Here is a 19580-nt window from a genome sequence, read left to right as displayed (position 1 = left end):
GTTGATCAGGCCTCCTTGCCGGAACCGAGTTCGATCGGCACGCCGACGAGCGAGCCGTACTCCGTCCAAGAACCGTCGTAGTTCTTGACGTCTTCGTGGCCGAGCAGCTCGCGCAGGGCGAACCAGGTGTGCGAGGAGCGCTCGCCGATTCGGCAGTACGCGATGGTCTTGCGGGAGCCGTCGAAGCCTGCTTCGGCGTAGATCGCCTTCAGTTCTTCGTCGGACTTGAAGGTGCCGTCCTCGTTGGCGGCCTTCGACCAGGGCACGTTCACGGCCGACGGGATGTGGCCGCCGCGCTGGGCCTGCTCCTGCGGGAGGTGGGCCGGGGCGAGGAGCTTGCCGGAGAACTCGTCGGGGGAGCGGACGTCGACCAGGTTCTTGTTGCCGATGGCGTCCACGACCTCGTCGCGGAAGGCGCGGATCGAGAGGTCCTGCTCCTGGGCCTTGTAGGAGGTTGCCTCGCGGGTGACCTCGTCCTTGTCCAGGGGGCGGCCGTCGAGTTCCCACTTCTTGCGGCCGCCGTCGAGGAGCTTCACGTTGGTGTGGCCGTAGAGCTTGAAGTACCAGTAGGCGTAGGCGGCGAACCAGTTGTTGTTGCCGCCGTAGAGGATCACCTGGTCGTCGTTGGAGATGCCCTTGGCGGAGAGCAGCTTCTCGAAGCCCTCGCGGTCGACGAAGTCGCGGCGGACCGGGTCCTGCAGCTCGTTCTTCCAGTCGATTTTGACGGCGCCGGGGATGTGACCGCCGTCGTACGCGGTGGTGTCCTCGTCGACCTCCGCGAAGACGACGCCGGGCGTCTGGAGGTTCTCCTCGGACCAGGCGGCCGAGACCAGCACGTTCTCACGGCTCATGGGAAGTTGCTCCTGTATTTGTACTGGGCTTATTGCGATTGCGGACGTGCGAGGGCGGGTGCGTGCCTGCGCAGCAGCAGGTACATCTCGCACCCGAGGCACAGGCCGAGCGCGGCGTTGAGCAGCGCTGCGACCAGTGCGAAGCCGGTCGCGACCATGCCGAGCGTGGTCAGGCCCGTGGCGTAACCGAGGGTGCCGATCAGTGCGAAGACGAAGCCGACGCCCTGGGCGAAGCGCAGTGGGGCCGCCTCCTCGCGTTCGGTGGTCGGGGTGATCCTCGGCTGGATCGCGTAGCGGTAGACGTGACCCCACGGGTTGAGCTTCAGCGAGATGAACGCGCACATCGCGAAGAGCACCGTCTGGGCGGCGAGCAGGCGCCACCAGCCGGTGAGCAACACGACGGCCAGGACGACGGTGGTCATCCAGGCGGAGAAGCGCGGTCCGCGCGGGTCTACTGGGGAGTCCTTGGGCACGACGACCTCCGGGCAATCGGACGAGGAGAAATCAGTCCGTCAGAGGTAGCTGTGGGCGTCAAGCAGCCCAATCAGCTCGTCGTGCGACACAGGCTGCTGCGCACGCGGCACAGGTCAACCGCGCGTCGCTTCGTGAGCAGCAAGGTCATGCCAGCGAGGGTAGCCCTCAATCCCTCGGTCCGGGAGGTATGTCCATCTGGTGGAACAACGCAGGTTCACTCGACCGGATTAGGGCAAATGCGGCTGCAGAGCGGCCAGCAAGGAGTCGCGTTTCGGCACGCCACCGACTCGCAACACCTCGGTGCCGTCGGCGGTCAACGCCAACGTCGTGGGGGTGCGCATGACGCCGAGCTTGGTGGCGACGTCGGGGAGGTCGGTGACGTCGAGTTCGGCGTGCGTGAGGCCGTCGGTGCCGTCGGCGAGATCGCGCAGGATCACCTTCGCGTGGCGGCACGGCGCGCAGAACGTCGTGGAGAGCTGGACCAGCGTCACCCCCGGCGCGAGCAGGTCGCGCACGGGGGCGGGCAGGTCGCCGAGAGAACTGGAAGCGGTGTCACGACGAGAGATGCGGCCCTCGCGGACCTTGAGCAGCAAACCGATCGCGCCGGCCACGGCCAGCGCGCCCAGCAGCGCCCACACACCAGTCATCGTTGGACCAACGGTACATCCGTGATCTTGCCGGTGAGCTTGAACGCACCGCTTTCCACCTCAACGGCGGTGGGCGTCGCGCCGAACGGGAGCTTGCCCGGGTCGATCTTGATCGCGAGTGCCTGGCGCAGCTGCGGAACGATCTGCTTGAGCGAGGCGTCGTCCAGCTCGATGTCGTCGATGTTGATCTGGATAGCGCCGCTGACCAGGGCGATCTGGCCGTACGCGGTGAGCGTGACGACCTTGCCGGCGACGTTGGTCTGGCCGGAGAGCTTGATCGCCGCGGTGGTCTTGGGCACCACCGGGTCGGCCGGGGTCTGCGTGGCGAGGCGGTTGTCCGGCTCGATCGAGAGCTTGTCGAACGGCGTGACCTGGTTCGCGAGCCGGTTCAGGTCCGGCGCCTTGATCTTGACGCTGCCCTCGACCTCGTCGATGGTCGCCTTGGAGACGTTGCCCGCCAACAGGTCCGCGAGCTCGATGCGGGTGTGCCGGAGGTCGGCGCCGATGTCGAGGTCGCGCAGGTCGACGCCCTGCTGCTCGTCCTTGATCGGCACGCCCAGCGCGTCGATCCGGACGTGCGTGTAGTCACCGCGCAACGCCTGCAGGATGAACGGGAACCCGTTGATGCGCACGTTCGGGTCTTCTTTGAGCTGTAGCTTCTCGCGCATGCGCTGGGCGATCTGGTACTCGCCGGCCGCCGCCAGCGCGAAGTCCGCCGCCACCAGCAGTACGCCCAGCACGAGCACCGTGATGATCAGGAACTTCCCGCGCCGCGACTTCTTTCGCGGACGTGCAGGGGTGTGCGCAGTCATGCCTCGTCCTCGACTTCACCGGCGATCCATGCCGCCATCCGGTCTACCAGGTCTGGAGTCGCGGCTGATTCCGCGTGCCGCATGCCGTTCTCGATCCACAGCTCGGCATGTCCCAAGGACGCGCGGTGCAGGGACATGGCGTGCTCCACGCTGAAATAGTGGTCCAGGTCACCGTGCACGATCAGCAGTGGGGTCGGCGTGATGCGCGACACCACCTCCAGCGGACTCTCCGGCGGTTGTACCCAGCTGTCACCGAGGCGAACCCCGATCGCCCGTGCCGCCAGCTTCCCGTGCGGCTGCTCCAGCAACCAGTGCACCCGGCGCATGGGAGCGGTCTCGCGGGACCACCAGCGAGCCGGCGCGCTCACCGAGACGACGGCATCTGGCCTGGTCTCTCCCAGTGCGGCGTGCCGGAGGACCACCGAGGCGCCCATCGAGAACCCGACCGTGGCGATCTTGCGGTAGCCCAGCGAGCGGGCCGTCTGGACGGCTGCCTCTATGTCGTGGATCTCGTCCGCGCCGACCGTGCAGCGTCCTTCAGAGCGTCCGTGCCCGCGGAAATCGAACGCGACCACACCGCCGTGCGTGGCCAAACGAGCCAGCACGCGAGAGACGTACGGCTTGGCCACGTTGTTCGTGAACCCATGTCCCACAACGAAAGCGAGGTCGTTTTCGCCCTTGTGGTGGACGCCGTGCAAGCGCACTCCGTCATGTGACATGGATGTAACAGGCGTGACGCTTGTGGAAACAACTGTGAGCACGACTTCTTGACCTGGGACTTTCTCGGGTTGCACCGGTATTGTCTCCGTCATCCGCAGGCAACGGGGCCCGGTCACCGTACGCCGCTGGTCTGGTCGAGGTGACCTGACCACGGCCGATTTGGAGGGCGCCGCGATGAGCATCGACGTGCTTCTGCTGACGACAGACCCTGACCCGGAAGCTGTGCTTCCCGCATTGGCTCTGCTGCCGCACGCCGTGCGTCCGCTGCGTCCCGAGGTCTCCGCACTGCTCGAGGCAGGCCCGCACGACATCGTGCTGGTCGACGCCCGCACGGATCTCGTGGGCGCCCGCTCGCTGTGCCGCCTGCTCGACTCGTCCGGCGTGGACGTGCCCGTGGTGGCCGTGGTCACCGAGGGCAGTCTGGTCGCCGTCAACTCCGACTGGTCGGTCGACGAGATCCTGCTGCCGAACTCCGGCCCCGCCGAGGTCGACGCCCGCCTGCGGCTGGTCCGCTCGCGCCGCGGCGCCACGCAGCCCGGTGGCGACGGTGCCCTGCAGCTCGGCGACCTCGTGATCGACGAGGCCACCTACACCGCGCGCCTCAAGGGCCGCCCGCTCGACCTCACCTACAAGGAGTTCGAGCTGCTCAAGTACCTCGCGCAGCACGCCGGCCGGGTGTTCACCCGCGCCCAGCTGCTGCAGGAGGTCTGGGGCTACGACTTCTTCGGCGGCACCCGGACGGTCGACGTCCACGTGCGACGGCTGCGCGCCAAGCTCGGCCCCGAGCACGAGGCGTTGATCGGCACCGTGCGCAACGTCGGCTACAAGTTCGTCCGCCCCCCGCGTCCGGGTTCCTCGCGCCGCCCGGCGGAGGTCACTGAGGTGGACGACTCGGTCCGTGTCCTGGATGACCATCTGATCGCGCGGTAGGTTCGCCTGTGTGGCGCAACTGAGCTGGTACGACGATCTGACGACCGACCTGGCCGCCGAGGCGGGGCAGCTGCTGGCGGCCGCGGAGAGCACCGACGGCGTGGCCCCGGTCGGCGAGGCCGTGCGACTGCGGATGCGCCCCGGCGCCACCGGTAGCAGGCACCTCCTCGCGCGCCTGGACGGCGAACTCGCCGGGTACGCGCACGTGGATCTGATCGGCGACTCCGGCGGCCACCAGGTCGCCGAGTTCGCCGTGCACCCGAAGTACCGCCACCAGGGCGTCGGCGAGGCGCTGGTCACCGCGCTGCCGCAGGAATCCCTGCGGATCTGGGCGCACGGCGGCCACCCGGACGCGGAGAAGCTCGCCGCGAAGCTCGGCTTCCGCAAGGTCCGCGAACTGCTGCGGATGCGGTTGCGCGTCGAGAGCGACCTCCCAGAGGCCAAGCTGCCAGAGGGCATCACCATCAGGCCGTTCGTGCCCGGCAAGGACGAGGCCGCGGTCGTCTACGTGAACCACCGCGCGTTCGACTGGCACCCCGAGCAGGGCTCGATGTCGATCGAGGACGTCCGGGCCAAGGAGGACGAGGACTGGTTCGATCCTGAGGGCTTCCTGCTCGCGTTCGACGCCGACGAGAAGCTGGCGGGCTTCCACTGGACGAAGGTGCACACGCCCGACCTGGGCGAGGTGTACGTCGTGGGCGTCGACCCGAGCAGTCAGGGCGGCGGGCTGGGCAGGGCCCTGACCGTCGCCGGCCTGCGTCACCTGCGCGAACAGGGTGTCAAGGAAGTCATGCTCTACGTCGAGTCGGACAACGTCGCCGCGGTCCGCGTGTACACGAAGCTCGGATTCACCCTCTGGGACGCCGACGTCCAGTACGCCCGGTAGTCAACGGACCGTCACAAAACGCATACGCGCTGGTCACGCCGTCACTCTTTCGGCCGCGTGACCCGTCACTTCCCGTTCGGTGTTCACCTGCCGTTCACCCTGTCTAGGCGGTCTGTCCACCCTGGCTACCTACCTTCCGTAGCGAGCGGCGACGTCCGTCGCGAACCGCTTGAATCGCTTCCGCAAGGTGGAGGACCAAGGTGAAGATCCAGCGGCACGGCGCCGTGCTCGGCCTCGTCGCGGCCGGCGCGCTTCTGCTCAGTGCGTGTGGCTCCGACAACAACACGGGCGCCGCGGGTGGCAACACCACCTCGAACGCTGCCTCTGTGCCTGTCGAGTGTGGTGGCAAGACCAAGCTGAACGCTGAAGGCTCCTCCGCCCAGAAGAACGCGATCGACGCGTTCGTGCAGGCGTACCAGAAGGCCTGCCCCGGCGTTGATCTCGCGTACAACCCCTCCGGCTCCGGCGCGGGCGTGAAGAACTTCAACGCCGGCCAGGTCGACTTCGGTGGTTCGGACTCCGCGCTCAAGGACGGCGCCGAGACCGAAGCCGCCACCAAGCGCTGCCAGACCAACCCGGCGTGGAACCTCCCGCTGGTGTTCGGCCCGGTCGCCATCGGCTACAAGGTCTCCGGTGTGGACAGCCTCGTGCTGGACGCCAAGACCACCGCCGCGATCTTCTCCGGTGCGGTCAAGAAGTGGAACGACCCGGCCATCAAGGCGCTGAACGGCTCCGCGACCCTGCCGGACAAGGACATCGCGGTCATCTACCGCTCGGACGAGTCGGGCACCACCGACAACTTCCAGAAGTACCTGAAGGTCGCCGGTGGCTGGACCAAGGGTGACGGCAAGCAGTTCAAGGGTGGCGTCGGCGAGGGCAAGGAGAAGTCCGCCGGTGTCGCGCAGGCCGTCGGCTCCATCGACGGTGCGATCACCTACGTCGAGTGGTCGTTCGCGCAGGACAACAAGCTCTCGATCGCCAAGATCGACGCTGGTGCCGGCGCCGTCGAGCTGACCGCCGAGTCGGCCGGCAAGGCCATCGACGGTGCGAAGGTCAAGGGTGAGGGCAACAACCTGGTCCTCGACCTCGACTCGATCTACGGCACCAAGGCCGCCGGTGCGTACCCGCTGCTGCTCGCGACCTACGAGATCGTGTGCTCGAAGGGCTACGACGCCGACACCGCCAAGGCCGTCAAGGCGTTCCTCACGGTTGCCGCCACCTCTGGTCAGGACCAGCTCGCCGAGGCCGGCTACGTGCCGCTGCCCAAGGCGTTCCAGGACAAGATCCTGACCGCTGTGAAGGCGATCGCCTGAGGTTGATGCGAAACTTCGGCTGACGCAGACGCGATGAACGATCCCGTCGTGGCCAAGCGCCCCGCCCGCTCCGGTGAACCCGGCGCGGAGCGGGGCGTTGCGGCTGCTCACACCGCCTCGGAGGCTCCGATTCCCCCGACACCGGAAGCTCCAGAAACCGCTAAGGCACCTCACGTCCGGCCCGGTGACCGCATCTTCCGCGGCCTGGCGACGGGGTCCGGTGTCTTCATCGTGGTCCTCATCGGCGCGATCGGCCTGTTCCTGATCCTGCAGGCCATCCCGTCGCTCGGACTGGACAACGTCAACTTCCTGACCAGCCGCGAGTGGAACACCACCGACGCGGCCAACCTGCGGTTCGGCATCCTCGACCTGACGCTCGTCACGGTCGTCGTCGCGCTGCTGGCCCTGTTGATCGCGATGCCGATCGCGCTGGGCATCGCGTTGTTCCTCACCCAGTACGCGCCGCGCAACCTCGCGCGGCCGTTCGCCTACGTCATCGACCTGCTCGCCGCGGTGCCCTCGATCGTCTTCGGTCTGTGGGGCCTGTTCGTGCTGGGGCCGGTGCTGTTCCCGTTCTCCGAGTGGCTGATCGAGAACCTCGGCTGGATCCCGCTCTTCGCCAAGGGCAACGTGAACGTGCAGCTCGGCGGCACCATCTTCACCGCGGGCATCGTCGTCGCCGTGATGATCCTGCCGATCATCACGGCCGTCAGCCGCGAGGTCTTCGAACGCACCCCCACCATGCACATCGAGGGCGCCATCGCGCTCGGTGCGACCAAGTGGGAGGTCGTCCGCACGACCGTGCTGCCGTTCGGCAAGGCCGGTTACGTCTCCGCCTCGATGCTCGGTCTCGGCCGCGCGCTCGGCGAGACGATCGCCGTCGCGGTCATCCTGAGCACCGCGACCAGCTCGTTCGGCTGGTCGCTGTTCGACGGCGGTTCGACGTTCGCCTCGAAGATCGCGCTGGCCGCACCCGAGTTCAACGACCCGCGCTCGGCAGGTGCCTACATCGCCGCCGGTCTGGTGCTGTTCGTGCTGACCTTCGTCGTGAACGCCATGGCGCGCTCGATCGTCGCCGGCCACAAGGAGTACGAGTGAGCACCAATCTCGCGGACCCCACGCGCCTCGCGACGCCGCCGACGTTCCAGGCGGTCAGCCTCTCCCGCCGGATCAGGAACGGCCTCGCCACCTGCCTGGTGTGGGGCGCCTTCCTGATCGCGATCATCCCGCTCGTGTGGGTGCTCTACACGGTGCTGCAGCGCGGTTTCCCGGTCATCCTCGACGGTGACTGGTGGCAGAAGTCGATGTCGGGCCTGCTGGCCCGCCAGCAGGGTGGCGGCGCGTACCACGCGATCTACGGCACCCTGGTCCAGGGCCTCGTCTGCGCCGTGATCTCGGTGCCGATCGGCATCATGGTCGCCATCTACCTCGTCGAGTACGGCGGCCGCTCGCGGCTGGCGAAGGCGACGACGTTCATGGTCGACATCCTCACCGGTGTCCCGTCGATCGTCGCGGCGCTGTTCGTCTACACGGTCTGGATCACGTACTTCGGTCTCGGCCGCAGCGCGCTCGCCGTGTCGCTCGCGCTGGTGCTGCTGATGGTGCCGGTCATCGTGCGGACGACCGAGGAAATGCTCAAGATCGTCCCGGACGAGCTGCGCGAGGCGTCCTACGCGCTCGGCATCCCCAAGTGGAAGACGATCGCCAAGATCGTCATCCCGACCGCGCTGTCCGGCATCCTGACCGGCATCATGCTGGCCCTCGCCCGCGTCATGGGCGAGACGGCGCCGGTCCTGGTGCTCGCCGCGTACGCGCCGTTCATCAACTACAACCTGTTCGACGGCCCGATGGCGTCGCTGCCGTTGATGATGGTGAACGAGCGCAACAACCCGACGCAGGCCGGTTTTGAGCGCATCTGGGGTGCGGCGATCACGCTCGTCGTGCTCATCACCCTGTTCAACCTCCTGGCGACCGTGATCTCGCGGGCGCTGGCGCCGAAGACGAAGTGAGCGGGACATGGCCAAGCGACTCGACATCAAGGACCTGAACCTCTTCTACGGCAAGTTCCACGCCGTGGAGAACGTCTCGCTCGCGGTGCCGCCGAAGAACGTGACCGCGTTCATCGGCCCCTCCGGTTGCGGCAAGTCGACCGTGCTGCGGTCGCTCAACCGCATGCACGAGGTCGCGCCCGGCGCGCGCGTCGAGGGCAAGGTGCTGCTCGACGGCGAGGACATCTACGCGTCCACTGTGGACCCGGTCGAGGTGCGGCGCACCATCGGCATGGTGTTCCAGCGGCCGAACCCGTTCCCCACGATGTCCATTCGCGACAACGTGGTGGCCGGCCTGAAGCTCGCGGGCGTGAAGAACAAGAAGGAGCTCGACGAGGTCGCCGAGCGCTCGCTGCGCGGCGCCAACCTCTGGAACGAGGTCAAGGACCGCCTCGACAAGCCAGGCGGCGGCCTCTCCGGTGGTCAGCAGCAGCGTCTGTGCATCGCGCGTGCCATCGCGGTGCAGCCGGACGTCCTGCTGATGGACGAGCCCTGCTCGGCTCTGGACCCGATCTCCACGCTGGCGATCGAGGACCTGATCACGGAGCTGAAGAAGGAGTTCACGATCGTCATCGTGACTCACAACATGCAGCAGGCCGCCCGTGTGTCGGACCAGACCGCGTTCTTCAACCTGCTCGGTGTCGGTCAGCCCGGACAGCTGATCGAGGTGGACGACACGGAGAAGATCTTCTCCAACCCCGGCCAGAAGGCGACCGAGGACTACATCTCCGGCCGGTTCGGCTAAATTGCTGCGGGTGAGCCCGCAAAGCAAGCCCCGCAAGAAGAAGCAAGGCAAGGCACCCGGCCGCCGGCCCGAGAACAACTCCCCGTACGGGGCGTTGCTCGAGTCGGCGGCCGCGCTGCGTTCGGAGTCGTGGTTGCTCGCGGACGCCTGGGCGAGCGAGCTGTACGCCACCCTCTGGCTTGCCGGATCCGGCCACGCGCCGTTGATCGAAGCCCTCGCCGCGATGGACGACCCGGCGGCGCTCACCGCGTTGCGCGCGCTGTCCGGCGTGGGCGCCCCGGACGTCAGGGCCAGTGCCGCCGAGGCCGCGGAAACCCTTGCCGCCAAGGGCATCGCCGAGCCGTCCTGGTACGTCGCGGGTACTGTCCCGGACTTCCGCGACGCCTACCTCGTCACGAACCTGCTGGGAGACGTGGAGGTCGTCGCGTTCACCCAGGAGCGCGCCGGTGTCGGGGAGACCGTGCTGTTCATGCGGCAGCCGGTGCTCGGAGCCACCGCCATCGAGCTGTTCGCCACGCCGGACGAGGGCACCAAGGCGTTGCTGGAGGACATGATCGCCTCCACGCCGGACGCGTTCCGGGACGAGATCACGCCGCTGAGCGCCACCGGCGTCTACGACCGGGTGCGGCCGGACGTCGTGCAGTTCTGGGAGGACGGCCCGGACGAGGAGGCCGAAGAGGGCCTGATGGGCGACGAGGACGTGCGCCACCCCGTCCAGCTGATCGCGCTCGCCGATGCGCGCGTGAGCGTCCTGGTGCCCACCGAGTACGAGATCCCCGTCATCGGTCCGGAAAGGACGGACGAGGTCGTTGAGGCGTTCCTGGCTTCACCGCACGGAATCGCCGACGTCGAGGCCGCGCGGGCGTTCGCTCAGATCGTCGTTGGTGCGGCGGTGGAACAGAATCGCGACCCCGTGGTGTACGGACCGGCGTCGCTCACGGCCGTGCTGATCCTCAACGTGGCCGCGAAGGTGCACGTGTCGGACGCGGATCTGGCTCTGCTGCCCGAGATCGTGCGCGCGTGGGCGTACTTCACCGTCGACGCCAGGGACCTGCCGCGCGACGAGGCACGGGCGGCGTGGGACGAGGAACTGCCCACCGTGCTCGCCGAGTTCTCCGAGGCCTACGCCGATCCGGAGCTCGCGGCAGAACGCGATGGGCAGTTTCGCTAGTGGCGCGTCCCGGAACGTTGGCGAGGTAATCCACGCTCAGCAGGGCGCCTCGCGGCACCGCCCCCGCGCCCCCATACATCCAGTATGAAGGCGCGGGGGCGGCACCACGATGCACCCGTCTGACCGCGAATTCCCCCGGCAACGTTCCGAGCCACACCACTAGAAGGCGGAGCGCCGCGCTCAGAGGTTCTCGTCGCCACCGTAGCCGGGCATCCGGCCGGTGACGACGAAGACCGTGCGCTTGGCGACCGACACAGCGTGGTCGCCGTAGCGTTCGTAGAAGCGGCCGAGCAGCGTCGTGTCCACCGCGGTGGCGACGCCGTGCTGCCAGTCCTTGTCCATGATCACCGAGAACAGGTGGCGGTGGATGTCGTCCATCGCGTCGTCCTCGTCCTCGAGGTTGCGCGCGCGGTCGACGTCCTTGTTGCGGATGATCTCCGCGGCCTCGCGGGCGAGCTTGACCGCGATCTGGCCCATCTCGGCGAAGTACGGCTGGACGTCCTCGGGCACCGCCGACGCCGGGTGCCGGCGCCGCGCGGCCTTGGCCACGTGCAGCGCCAGGTCGCCCATCCGCTCGACGCTCTCGGCGGCGTGGATCACCGCGAGCACGGTGCGCAGGTCGGTCGCGACCGGTGCCTGCAACGCGAGCAGCGCGTACGACTGCTCCTCGATGCTGGAGCGGACGTCGTCGACCTTCTGGTCACCGCTGATGACCTGCTCCGCGAGGCCGAGGTCGGCCTGCAGCAGGGCGGTGGTCGCGTTCTGCATCGCCTCGGCGACCATGCCGGTCATGTCGGCAAGTCGGCCGGCGAGCTCTTCTAGCTGGTCGTGGTAGGCCTCGCGCATGGCGCTCAGCCTACGTCCCGACCATCGCGGCAGCGACATGCCAGGATGAACCGGAGATGAACCCCAGGCGAATCACTTCGCCGCGCAGGGGTCCTGTGCCGCGTTCACAATGGACAGATCAGTGCCTGTTTGCGTCTGGCTCTGGTTGTTGTTGCCCTGCGGGGTGCCACCAGGCTTCGGTGCCTGGATCTTCTCGTCGAAGTTCGCGCCGATCGTCAACACGATCGCCCCGCCCAGGTCCGCCGACCCCTCCACCATCTCCGCACCGGGCACTGCGGCCTTGAGGGTCGCGGCCTTGTTCTCGTTGCCCTTCGCGTACGTGATGGTGGTCTTGGCCGAGTTCGGCGCGTTGTCCCGCCGGACGACCTTGAAACCGTGCTGCTGCAGCTCGTTCGACGTCCTGGCGACCGCGCCGCCGTTCGTCGGGTCACCGTTCAGCACCTGGACGTTGACGTCCTTCGGGTCGACCAGCGTGCCCGGCTGGACCGGGGTGTTCGCCTGCTCACCGGGCTTCTGCTCGGCCGGCTTCTCCTGCGGCAGCGGCGTTCCGTCGATGATCGTCTGGAACAGCGCCCTGACGTCGTCGTCCTTCAGTCGCTGAACGTCGTCGTCCGGGACGTTCTTCAACTTGTTGTCGTCGGTCCAGTGCGGCATCGTCACGAACGAGACGCGGCCCGCGTCGAGGCTCTGCAACGAGTTCGCGAGCTCCAGCAGCGACGTCACGTCGATGTTGTCGCCGGCCGTGGACTTCGTGAGCGCGCTGATGAAGTTGTTGAGCTTCGACGGGCTCAGCAACACCTCGTTGGACAGCGCCTGGCGCAGCATCGCCGACAGGAAGCCCTGCTGCCGCTTGATCCGGTCGAAGTCCGTGCGGCCGTCGCCCTTGGCCTGGACCTTGCGTGCGCGCACGTACTGCAGCGCCTGGTCGCCCTTGAGCGTGTACTTGCCCGGCTTGTCGAGGATGACGCCGAGCTCGTCGTCCACGATCGCCGTGGGCGAGCAGATCTGCACGCCGCCGATCGCCGTCGACATCTCGCGGAAGCCGACGAAGTCGATGCTCACGAAGTGGTTGATCTTGAGGCCGGACAGCTGGGTCATCATGTTCGCGACGCACTCGGGACCACCATCGTTGTAGATGGAGTTCGCCATGACCTGCGTCTCGGGTGCGAGAGGCCCGGCGTACTGCCCGGTGTCCGGGTTCCAGCTGCGGCAGGCAGGCCGGTCGACCCGCACGTCCCGCGGCAGGGAGACGATGACCATGCGCTTCCGGTCCGCGGGGATGTGCGCGAGCATGATCACGTCCGACCGCGCGCCGCCCTCCTGGGCCTGCGTGCCGACGTTGTCCCCGGCCTTCGCGCCCGCCCTCGTGTCCGAGCCGACGAGCAGGAAGTTCTCGTCACCGAGCTGCTTCTCCGCCTGCTGCACGGCCTGGGAGTTGCCGCCCAGCGCCTCGATCTTCTGGAACTTGGAGTCGGTCCACAGCGTTGCGGCCCAGGCGAAACCGGTCGACGCGAACACCGCGGCCGCGGCGGCGATCGCCGTGACCTTGGCGCCGCGCATCAACTTGCGCTGCTGCGGTGTGCGGCCGACGGGCTTCTTCTCGCCGTCCTCTTCGGCCTCGCCGAGGACGACCGGGTCGGCGAACTGGGTCGCCTCCTCGTTCTCGTCCTCGTCCTTGACCCACGGCATGAGCTTGGCGCGCCGCTCCTTGCGCTGGCGCTCCTGCTCGAGCAGTTCGTCGTGCACCGCGGAGAACCGCGCGAGGGTGTGGTCCACCTCGCGGCGCTTCTTCACGTCGTCGCCGATGGCCTCCATCTCGGTGGTGAGGCACATCTGGTCCATGTCTTCGCGCTTCTCGACCTTGGCCACCCCGGCCGCCGAGGCGATCTGGGTGGCTTCGGGACCGGGCGCGTCGGCCTTGGGCTCCTCGGCCGGTGCGTCCGGCGTGACGCCGAGCCGGTTGGAGATGGCCGCGCCACCTCCTGCCGCGGCAGGACGAGGCATCGGACGGGGTCCGCTGGACTCCGCGCGCGACGGCATGGGACGACGGCCGGCCGCGTCCGGCCCCTCGCCGGGGGCGGGAGGGCGCGCGACGGTGTTCGGCGATGGCGCTTCACCCGCGAGCAGGCGGCGGGGTGCGCCGGGCTCCGGCGTCCCTCCGGGTGCGGGGGGACGCGGCATGCCGTTGGCCGTCGTGTCGGGTGCCGGTGGCCGTGCGATCCCGTTGGCCTTGTCGGGCGCCGGCGGCCTGGGCATGCCGTTGGAGGTGACGTCGCCTGGTGTCAGCGCGCGTCCGATCCCGTTGGCCGGCATGTCGCCGGGTGCGGGAGGACGCGGCAGGCCGTTGGCGGTGTCCGGTGCCGGTGGGCGCGGGATGCCGTTGGACGACGGTGCGTCGCCGGGAGCGAGCCTGCGCGGCGGTGCGCCGTTCACGTCGGGTGCCGGGCGGCGGATGGTGCCGCTGGGCATGCCGTTCGCCTCGGGCGCGGGACGGCGCGGGACGCCGTTCGACGGCGGTACGTCACCAGGGGGCATCCGGCGCGGATCGCCGGTTGGCCTGGGCATGCCGTTCGACGTGGCATCGCCGGGCGCCGGGGGGCGTGGCATGCCGTTGGCCGTGCCGTCGGGTGCCGGTGGGCGCGGGATGCCGTTCGACGACGGTGCTTCTGGCCTGCGCGGCGGCGCTTCGGGCGCCGGCGGCCGAAGCAGGCCGTTGGACGACGGCGGGTCGACGGGCGCGGGCCGGCGAGGAGTCCCGTTGGGGCCCATCTCGCCGGGTGCGGGACGTCGCCGGGCACCGGTCGCGTTCGGGTCCGCGGGCGCCGGGCGGCGCTGCATCCCGGTCGCGTCCGGTCGCGGGCGCGGTCCGGTCTGCTCGCCGGGCACCTGGTAGGCGCCGGTCTGCCCGGGGTTCTGGACCGGGTTCTGGGCAGGCCTGGGCCGCGTACCGGTCTGTTCGACGGGGGCGTCCGGCCTGCGGCGCCTGCCCGTCTGGTCACCGGTGAAGTTCTGCGGGTCGGCCATCGGCGGCCGCGGGCGCGTACCCGTCTGCTCACCAGGCCGGTGGGCGACGGGCGGCTGCTGCCGCGGTTGCTGAGGCTGTGCCTGCGGTTGCTGTGGGGCCGGCGGGTCGGGAAGTGCGCGCCTGCCGGTCGCGGGGGGATCGGGCAGGGCACGCCTGCCAGTCGTGGGCACGTCGGGCGAGCCTGGCGGGACGGGTCGGGGGATGTTCGTCCTGCTGTGCTGCTCGATGAGGTCCGAGACGCTCAGGCCCCCAGAGCCTTCCATCGAGCGACGTCTACGGCCGGTCGGCTGGTCCTGGGGATCCTGATCACCACGGGAAGAGGGGCCGCCACGTCGGGGGTCGTCGGGCACCCAATCTCCCTTCTGGGTCAGAAGCTCAAATAGCGGTTCGTCATTACGAAGTGACGACGACCGGGACACAAGGGTTGCATCACCGGCGTGTCAGTTGCGCCCGCGATACTACGGATGTAGCCGACTTCTGACGACCACTCCGGGTGATACGGGTTTGACCTGTACGCGATTACGCGCAGTCCGCTTGCCCTGAACGGGTGAGCCAGCTCACTCAGTAGTAACCGAGAACACGTGTCTCAGTGATGGCACGGCGACCTGACGCCGCGCCTGCGAGGCGGACCCGTCCGTCCGCACGGTACGCCACCGCGTTCCGTCCAGACTGCTTGGCGGTGTACAGGAGGCTGTCGGCCCGCAGCAGTTGCTGCTCGGCGCCGACCGCCGGGCGTTGCGGAGCCTCGTCCGCAGGCGGCTCGTAGGCGAGGCCCGCGCTGACCGTCACGCGCAACCCCGGCGCGATCTCCTGCCAATCGTGACGCTCGACACGTTCGCGGGCCGCCTCGGCGATCTCCACGGCTGTCGCGGCGTCCACCCGCGGCAGCACGAGGACGAACTCCTCACCGCCGTAGCGGGCGCAGAAGGCGCCTTCGGGCAGACCTTGCTGCAGCAGCTCCACCACGCGTTGCAGCACGCGGTCGCCCAGCAGGTGGCCGAAGTTGTCGTTGACCTGCTTGAACCAGTCGAGGTCGATCAACGCGATGGCGAGCCCGTGCCGGCACGCGCCGTGCTCGGTCAGCAGGTCCATCAGCCGTTGGTCGAGGTAGCGGCGGTTGTAGGAGTCGGTGAGGCTGTCGCGCAGACTCTGCTCGCGGGCCTCGGCGTGCTCCCGGCGCAGCCGGTCGACCTCGCGGCGCAGCTGTTCCGGAACGTGCGGTTCCTCGTCCTGGTCGGCGTGGACGAGGTCGAGAGCGGAACGCAGGTGCTGGTAGGCCTGGCGCCACTGGCCGCGGGAGGCGAGCAACGTCGCGATGGACTCGTGCAGGCCGACCAGCCCGGGACCCTGCCTGTCGACGCTGGCGTCGGCCTGCTGGGTCTCTGCGATCTCGGGTCGCAGCGCGGTCATCGCGGTCACCTCCTTACCTGCCAGGTGTCGTCCCCTCAGAGGCGACGCTTGAGCAATAAGGACACGTCGAGGGGTGATTTCCCCCGTCCGGTTGACCGTCAACTGCTCCGATCCAGTGAGCTTGAATGATCAACAACCCGCTCAGCCACCGAGGCAGGGCGCGAACCCGTACACCTCGTCGTCGAGGAGCACGACGTGCAGCGATCCGATCTGGCTGCCCATCACCGTGTCCTCCTGCCGCAACGTGACGGTGACCGCGACGACGTAGACGTCCCCGCGCGGATGAGCCTTCTCGCCGGGGGGTGCCCAGTCGGCGTCCGTCCGAAGCGTCGACCAGGTCGGTTCCACCTTGATGGTGGCTCCGCGAAGATCGCAGGTCTTCTGCCGGAAGTCCGGGTGCTGGGTGTCCTTCAACAGCTTCTGCTGCTGCGGGGCACCCTCGTCGCCCGCCTTGTTGAGGCTCTCGTAGAACGCCTTGAACTTCGCTTTGTCGCCGTCGCTGAGCTGGACCGGTCGTGCCGTGCCCGTCACCGGACCGGCGCAGCCCGCGAGGAGCGTGAGCGAGGCGAGGAGGACCGCGACGCGTTCAGCCACCGGAGTGCATCACGTCCGCACCGGTCGGAACCGTCGCGTCCTCGGGGTCGTCCAGCCAGCCCTCCGGCAGCACTACCTTCGCCGCCGACCCCTGCCGGCCACGCGGGCCCTCGGCGTGCTCGGGGAAGGGAACGCTCTTGTCGAGAGTGCCGATGAGGTCGTCCAGCTGCTGCAGGCTCGACACCATCGCGAACGCCCGGCGCGTGTCGCCGCCCACCGGGAAACCGTGCCAGTACCAGGCCATGTGCTTGCGCAGGTCGCGCAGGCCCTTGTCCTCACCGTCGTGCGCCGCGAGCAGCTCAGCGTGCGTGCGCAGGACCTCGGCGACCTCGCCCAGCGTCGGCCCCTGGGGAACCGGCTCGCCGCGGAACGCCGCCTGCAGGTCGCGGAACAACCAAGGCCGGCCGAGACAGCCACGTCCGACGACCACGCCGTCGCAACCGGTCCGAGCCACCATGTCGAGCGCGTCCTGGGCACTGAAGATGTCGCCGTTGCCCAGCACCGGAATGCTCGTCACGGCCTCCTTGAGCCGGGCGATGGCAGTCCAGTCGGCCTTGCCGGAGTACCGCTGCGACGCCGTGCGCGCGTGCAGCGCCACGGCCTGTGCGCCCTCGTCTGCCGCGATACGTCCCGCGTCGAGGTACGTCAGGTGGTCGTCGTCGATGCCGATGCGGAACTTCACGGTGACCGGCATGTCTCCGGCGTTCCGGACGGCGGCCCGCACGATCTGCCGGAACAGCTCCCGCTTGTACGGCAACGCCGCCCCGCCACCCTTGCGCGTCACCTTGGGCACCGGGCAGCCGAAGTTCATGTCCATGTGGTCGGCGAGGTTCTCGTCCACGATCATCTTCGTGGCCTCGCCGACGTTCTTCGGGTCGACGCCGTAGAGCTGCATCGACCGCGGGTTCTCACCCTCGTCGAACGTGATCATGTGCATGGTCATCGGGTCACGCTCGACGAGCGCCCGCGCCGTGATCATCTCGCACACGTAGAGCCCGGCCCCGTACCGACGGCACAGCTGCCGGAACGCCACGTTGGTGATGCCGGCCATGGGGGCGAGCACGACGGGCGGGTCGACGGCGAACGGGCCGATCTTGAGGGTGGCGGGAACGGACACGCCCTTCAGGTTACGGCACTGACCAGCCGCGATCTTCGCCGAGCGCGGCCGCTACCAGGTCCTGGCTGCGACGTTCGTCACGCCGGTTCAGCCAGTCCGGCGGTGAGCGCCCGGCAGGTCTCCTCGTCGAACGCCACCAGCCGGATCCGGTCGATGATCGGCAACGATCGCACTGCCTTCGTCGCCACCTGTGCCGCCCGCTCGGTGGGAAAGCCGTAGATCCCGGTCGCGACGGCGGGAAAGGCGATGCTCTCGACGTGGAGTTCCGCGGCCAGTTGAAGCGAGTTCAGGTAGCAGTTCGTGAGCATCTCGTCCTCGCCCTGGTCACCGCCCTCCCAGACCGGTCCCACCGCGTGGATCACGTACCGCACCGGCGCGAGGTCGAACGCGGGCGTCGCGACCGCCTTCCCCGGTTCGCACGGCGCCAGTTTCGCTCCGGCTTCGGCGAGCCTCGGCCCGGCCGCGCGGTGGATCGCGCCGTCCACGCCGCCGCCACCGAGCAACGACTCGTTCGCGGCCGTGACGATCGCTTCCACCCGTTCGGCGGTTATGTCGCCCAGCACCACTTCGATCGTCCCCATGCCTCGCAGCCTGTCACCTGCGCGGTTCCGTTCGGGCGGACTTCACGCAGCGCGAACAGACCCCGGTGCCCCGATCGGGTGTCAGGGCCTTCTGCCAACATGCCCTTGGAGGTGCCTAAGCGTGGGGGCGGTTCAACTGATCAGGTCCGGGTTCGAGCGGTTCTTCGTCGACGGGCCCGTCGGCAAGCCGACCGGCGGTGGTGAGCAGCAGGTCGTCGCTGTGCAGCAGGTGGGCGAGCTCGCCCTGCCGACCGGCAGACTCGTGGCGGCAGACCCGTTCGTGGTGTGGCCGGATGACGCCGAGGCGTTCACGGACGTGGTCGAGCCCGGCACGTACCCGGTGTCGGTCTCCCTCGTCTCGTGGGTCGACGGCGACGGGTTCCCGGATCTCCGCCAGGGCTATCGCGTCGCCGCGGCCAAGGTGACGGTCCGGGACGAGCCCGCGTACTCGTGGACCCCGGCGGTGCGGCCCGGCGAGCTCGTGCCGATGCACGAGGAGTTCGGCTACGAGGTGAAGTCGAGCACCGGCGCGTTCTTCGACCTCGCCGCCGCTCCGGCGGTCGACCGGCTGGCCAGCGACGACGAGGTGGGCAACTGCGACCTCATCGACGCGCTCGGCAAGGTCGGTGGCGGCCGCGGTCCCGCCAACGTCACGGACTTCGAGTCCGGCCTGAACGTCGTGGCGTTCTCGACCGGATGGGGTGACGGGATCTACCCGACCTGGGTCGGCCGCAACACAGCGGGCGACCCGGTCGCGTTCGTCACGGACTTCTTTGTCATCAACCGTTTTTAGAACTGCACGTTCACACACGCGAGGCGGGGTCCGGCCGTACCCGCCTCGCCGGGCTTGGTGTGCGTGTGTTCGTTGTGGAGCACCACGGACTGCGCGTGCCGTTCGGTGAACTGCCAGTCCACAGTGGACTTGGTGAGGGCGAACCCGTGGGCGTCGGTGTGCACGTCGAGCCAGATCTCGTTGTCCGGGTTGGCATACGCCGGGTCGACCGACGGCTGCACCGGGTCCACCACGTTCTGGAAGTGCGGCCCCGCGTCCGCCGGCGCCGCACCGCATTTCTTCACGTGCACGTGCGCCCCGTACGCGCGATCCGGCAGCAATCCTTTCAGCATCAGCAAAACAGTTGTTCCACCATTGAAGGTCGGTACGCCGACGACGGTCACCTTCGCGCCGTTCGGCACCTTGGCGTCGTAGGTGATGGCCTCGGCCGTGTCGCTGAAGCTCTCGAACTTGGCAGACGTGTGGGCCACTCTTGCCGGTTCGGCATGCGCGGTCCCGGTGAACACGAGCGCGGTGGCGACCGCGATTGCAAACGTCTTCATGGGTCTATTGCTTAGTGGTACCTGGGCTACTCCGCCATTTTTGAGACCCGGCGTTTCAACTGGCCCTGACGGGGT

21 protein-coding genes are annotated in these 19580 nt (G+C 68.6%); 8 read left to right on the top strand and 13 right to left on the bottom strand.

The window, feature by feature from the left end; translation table 11 throughout:
* Positions 1–5: 5 nt before the first annotated feature.
* The 6 genes from B0F77_RS25670 to B0F77_RS25650 all read right to left on the bottom strand — a co-directional run bounded on the left by B0F77_RS25670 (position 6) and on the right by B0F77_RS25650 (position 3503).
* Positions 6–851, bottom strand: coding sequence for a sulfurtransferase (locus B0F77_RS25670; protein WP_086665525.1), 846 nt, complete (start codon positions 849–851; stop codon positions 6–8).
* A gap of 29 nt (positions 852–880) precedes the next feature.
* The gene (locus tag B0F77_RS25665) at positions 881–1324 is read right to left on the bottom strand and encodes a DUF4395 domain-containing protein (protein WP_086665524.1); all 444 of its coding nucleotides are present in this window, start codon (positions 1322–1324) and stop codon (positions 881–883) included.
* Positions 1325–1395: 71 nt separating this feature from the next.
* The gene (locus tag B0F77_RS50920; RefSeq protein ID WP_373294250.1) at positions 1396–1473 is read right to left on the bottom strand and encodes a putative leader peptide; all 78 of its coding nucleotides are present in this window, start codon (positions 1471–1473) and stop codon (positions 1396–1398) included.
* A gap of 79 nt (positions 1474–1552) precedes the next feature.
* The gene (locus tag B0F77_RS25660; RefSeq protein ID WP_086665523.1) at positions 1553–1972 is read right to left on the bottom strand and encodes a thioredoxin family protein; all 420 of its coding nucleotides are present in this window, start codon (positions 1970–1972) and stop codon (positions 1553–1555) included.
* Positions 1969–2784: an LmeA family phospholipid-binding protein gene (locus B0F77_RS25655; protein WP_086665522.1), complete on the bottom strand. Its 816-nt coding sequence runs from the start codon at positions 2782–2784 to the stop codon at positions 1969–1971. Before B0F77_RS25655 ends, B0F77_RS25660 begins: the two co-directional genes overlap by 4 nt.
* Complete coding sequence (locus B0F77_RS25650) at positions 2781–3503, bottom strand: alpha/beta hydrolase (protein WP_281252543.1); 723 nt, start codon at positions 3501–3503, stop codon at positions 2781–2783. Before B0F77_RS25650 ends, B0F77_RS25655 begins: the two co-directional genes overlap by 4 nt.
* Positions 3504–3678: 175 nt before the next feature.
* Here B0F77_RS25650 and B0F77_RS25645 point away from each other — a divergent pair, with 175 nt between their 5' ends.
* The 7 genes from B0F77_RS25645 to B0F77_RS25615 all read left to right on the top strand — a co-directional run bounded on the left by B0F77_RS25645 (position 3679) and on the right by B0F77_RS25615 (position 10597).
* Positions 3679–4434 (top strand): response regulator transcription factor, encoded by a 756-nt coding sequence (locus B0F77_RS25645; protein ID WP_245848614.1) that lies wholly within the window; start codon positions 3679–3681, stop codon positions 4432–4434.
* A 10-nt stretch (positions 4435–4444) separates the two neighbouring features.
* Entirely contained in the window at positions 4445–5320 is an 876-nt protein-coding gene (gene mshD / locus B0F77_RS25640) for a mycothiol synthase (RefSeq protein ID WP_086665520.1), read from the top strand.
* A gap of 200 nt (positions 5321–5520) precedes the next feature.
* Positions 5521–6633 carry a phosphate ABC transporter substrate-binding protein PstS gene (gene pstS / locus B0F77_RS25635; RefSeq protein WP_086665519.1) on the top strand — a complete coding sequence of 371 codons (1113 nt, stop codon included), beginning with the start codon at positions 5521–5523 and terminating at the stop codon, positions 6631–6633.
* A gap of 33 nt (positions 6634–6666) precedes the next feature.
* Positions 6667–7731: a phosphate ABC transporter permease subunit PstC gene (pstC, locus tag B0F77_RS25630; RefSeq protein ID WP_086665518.1), complete on the top strand. Its 1065-nt coding sequence runs from the start codon at positions 6667–6669 to the stop codon at positions 7729–7731.
* Positions 7728–8642 carry a phosphate ABC transporter permease PstA gene (pstA, locus tag B0F77_RS25625; RefSeq protein WP_086665517.1) on the top strand — a complete coding sequence of 305 codons (915 nt, stop codon included), beginning with the start codon at positions 7728–7730 and terminating at the stop codon, positions 8640–8642. The genes pstC and pstA overlap by 4 nt, the downstream gene beginning before the upstream one ends.
* Before the next feature lie 7 nt (positions 8643–8649).
* Positions 8650–9426, top strand: coding sequence for a phosphate ABC transporter ATP-binding protein PstB (pstB, locus tag B0F77_RS25620; protein WP_086665516.1), 777 nt, complete (start codon positions 8650–8652; stop codon positions 9424–9426).
* A gap of 10 nt (positions 9427–9436) precedes the next feature.
* Positions 9437–10597 carry a hypothetical protein gene (locus B0F77_RS25615; RefSeq protein ID WP_143466908.1) on the top strand — a complete coding sequence of 387 codons (1161 nt, stop codon included), beginning with the start codon at positions 9437–9439 and terminating at the stop codon, positions 10595–10597.
* A gap of 180 nt (positions 10598–10777) precedes the next feature.
* On the opposite strand, the gene phoU is transcribed toward B0F77_RS25615, so the two are convergent.
* From phoU to B0F77_RS25585, 6 genes are all read right to left on the bottom strand, one after another.
* Positions 10778–11443 (bottom strand): phosphate signaling complex protein PhoU, encoded by a 666-nt coding sequence (gene phoU, locus B0F77_RS25610; protein ID WP_086665514.1) that lies wholly within the window; start codon positions 11441–11443, stop codon positions 10778–10780.
* Between the two features lie 72 nt (positions 11444–11515).
* Complete coding sequence (locus B0F77_RS25605; RefSeq protein ID WP_143466907.1) at positions 11516–14731, bottom strand: LCP family protein; 3216 nt, start codon at positions 14729–14731, stop codon at positions 11516–11518.
* A 298-nt stretch (positions 14732–15029) separates the two neighbouring features.
* A complete protein-coding gene (locus B0F77_RS25600) occupies positions 15030–15878 on the bottom strand; it encodes a GGDEF domain-containing protein (RefSeq protein WP_086665590.1) in 849 nt (282 codons plus the stop codon).
* Positions 15879–16019: 141 nt separating this feature from the next.
* Positions 16020–16472, bottom strand: a complete 453-nt coding sequence (locus B0F77_RS25595) for a hypothetical protein (protein WP_086665512.1) — start codon at positions 16470–16472, stop codon at positions 16020–16022.
* Positions 16465–17589, bottom strand: coding sequence for a tRNA dihydrouridine synthase DusB (gene dusB / locus B0F77_RS25590; RefSeq protein WP_245848612.1), 1125 nt, complete (start codon positions 17587–17589; stop codon positions 16465–16467). Before dusB ends, B0F77_RS25595 begins: the two co-directional genes overlap by 8 nt.
* Before the next feature lie 77 nt (positions 17590–17666).
* Positions 17667–18170 carry a macro domain-containing protein gene (locus B0F77_RS25585; protein WP_086665589.1) on the bottom strand — a complete coding sequence of 168 codons (504 nt, stop codon included), beginning with the start codon at positions 18168–18170 and terminating at the stop codon, positions 17667–17669.
* Positions 18171–18291: 121 nt separating this feature from the next.
* On the opposite strand from B0F77_RS25585, the gene B0F77_RS25580 reads away from it, so the two are divergent.
* On the top strand, positions 18292–18963 hold the full coding sequence (locus B0F77_RS25580; protein ID WP_158102823.1) for a DUF4241 domain-containing protein: 672 nt from the start codon (positions 18292–18294) through the stop codon (positions 18961–18963).
* Here B0F77_RS25580 and B0F77_RS25575 read toward each other — a convergent pair.
* The gene (locus B0F77_RS25575; RefSeq protein WP_086665509.1) at positions 18960–19505 is read right to left on the bottom strand and encodes a superoxide dismutase family protein; all 546 of its coding nucleotides are present in this window, start codon (positions 19503–19505) and stop codon (positions 18960–18962) included. The two genes, B0F77_RS25580 and B0F77_RS25575, sit on opposite strands and share 4 nt — an antisense overlap.
* Positions 19506–19580: the final 75 nt, after the last annotated feature.

The sequence above is a fragment of the Lentzea kentuckyensis genome, from assembly GCF_002150765.1.
GTDB lineage: Bacteria > Actinomycetota > Actinomycetes > Mycobacteriales > Pseudonocardiaceae > Lentzea > Lentzea kentuckyensis.
This window is presented reverse-complemented; position numbering and strand designations above follow the sequence as displayed.